This window comes from bacterium (genome assembly GCA_030247525.1).
GTDB lineage: Bacteria > Electryoneota > JAOADG01 > JAOADG01 > JAOADG01 > JAOTSC01.
In genome coordinates this window covers 1-1,733 of sequence record JAOTSC010000295.1, presented here as the reverse complement: position 1 = coordinate 1,733, position 1,733 = coordinate 1, and the positions used below count along the sequence as shown (strand labels likewise).

General features: G+C 45.6%; 3 protein-coding genes. All 3 read left to right on the top strand.

Annotated elements, in window-relative coordinates; genetic code table 11:
* Window positions 1-891 (top strand): NADH-quinone oxidoreductase subunit H (locus tag OEM52_15150; protein ID MDK9701469.1); only part of this gene is annotated, 891 nt, incomplete at its 5' end.
* 13 nt (window positions 892-904) lie between these two features.
* Window positions 905-1,540, top strand: a complete 636-nt coding sequence (locus OEM52_15145; protein MDK9701468.1) for a hydrogenase — start codon at window positions 905-907, stop codon at window positions 1,538-1,540.
* A gap of 9 nt (window positions 1,541-1,549) precedes the next feature.
* A partial coding sequence (locus tag OEM52_15140; protein MDK9701467.1) for a hypothetical protein occupies window positions 1,550-1,733 on the top strand: 184 nt, incomplete at its 3' end.

Sequence of the window (1,733 nt, the reverse complement as noted above, 5' to 3'; positions counted from 1 at the left end):
GTATTTGCTCTATCCTTACTCATTGCACCTTTGTTGCTTGGAGTGATTAACCGCACTAAGGCGATTTGGGCGGGTCGTACCGGTCAGCCGATTCTCCAAGTGTGTTTCGATCTAATTAAGTTGTTACAAAAAGACAGTGTATACAGCCGAACGACATCTTGGATTTTTCGCGCAGCTCCGATGATTTCATTGGCCGGTTTAGTCACTGCGCTTTTGATGATTCCTTGGGGAGGAATTGCAGCGCCATTATCATTCTCTGGTGACTTTTTGATCGTGCTTTGTCTACTCGGTCTGGGTCGATTTTTCATAGTCCTTGCCGCTCTTGATACCGGTTCAAGTTTTGAAGGAATGGGAGCGAGTCGAGAAGTACTGTTTTCGGCATTCACCGAACCAATCTTGTTTGCTGTTCTTATCACTCTTGTCAGGTTAACGGATGAAGTTTCCTTGACTAATGTGTATCACGCGATCACACCGCTGCTTTGGGGAAATGCCGGAGCTGCACTCATCCTAGTTGCAGTAATCCTGTTCGTGTTGCTGCTTACAGAAAACTCGCGAATACCGGTTGACGATCCGAACACTCATCTTGAACTCACAATGATCCATGAGGTGATGGTTCTTGATCACTCTGGACCTGACTTTGCCTTCATTTTGTATGGTAGTGCATTGAAACTGTGGGTGTTTGCCGCGCTACTGGCAGGAGTATTCTCTCCCACCCGTACAGATAGCATTTTGATCGATAGCTCGATATTTCTTTTCGGCGTCTTTTTTGTTGCCGTTTTTGTTGGAATCGTTGAATCACTCATGGCGCGACTTCGTTTACTACTTGTTCCGAGAATGCTCGTGGGGGCATGCGCGGTAGCTGCTGTCAGCATTTACTTGACACTCAAATGAGAGTGAAAACAAGATGATTGAGTTGATTTTTGTTCTACTCATACTTACCGGATTTGTCTTTCTTGGCTCTGGGCGGCTGCAATTCAGTATACGCACATTAGCCTTGCAAGGCATTCTGTTAGGACTTATCCCACTTTGGGGAAGTTGGGAAGGGCTTTGGGTTCGCGTGCTATCCATAACAACTTTGAGCTTGATTATCAAGGGCTTTGTTTTACCGTTTTACTTAACGCGAGCTTTGGAAAAATCAAAGATCATGCACGAAGATCGACCATTTGTCGGATTCACCTCTTCGATGATTGTCGGAATCGTTTGTTTGGGATTCTCTTTTTGGATTGCTTCACGATTGCCGTTTATCGGGGGAACACAACCCCAAATGGCGGTTGCCGTTTCGTTTTTTAATATCTTTGTCGGATTGTTCGTCATCATCAGCCGCCGCAAAGCTCTGTCGCAAGTGTTAGGATATTTGGTTCTGGAGAACGGTGCTTACATTTTTGGCGTAGCCTTTGCCATCGAAGCTCCCTTGTTAGTTGAGTTAGGAGTCTTACTGGATATTTTCGTTGCAGTGTTTGTGATGGGAATCGTAATCTTCCATATCAGTAAGTCATTCGATCACATCGATACCGATCAACTTTCATCGCTGGTTGGATAGAGTAACAAGATGGCGAATACACTGACAATTCCCCTCCTCGTTCTAATCCCAATGTTCTCAGGTGTTGTTGCTCTGATGATCCGTCAAGATCATGCACGTCGGATACTACTGATAACATCGGCGGTTGTTCACCTAATTCTAACACTCACATCGTACGGTGCCCCCGCAGTTCTCGGGGGATGGTTGGCTATCG

What these genes read in the sequence shown, in the direction of transcription:
- OEM52_15145 (MDK9701468.1), top strand. Translation starts at nt 905, where the DNA reads ATGATTGAGTTGATTTTTGTTCTACTCATACTTACCGGATTTGTCTTT.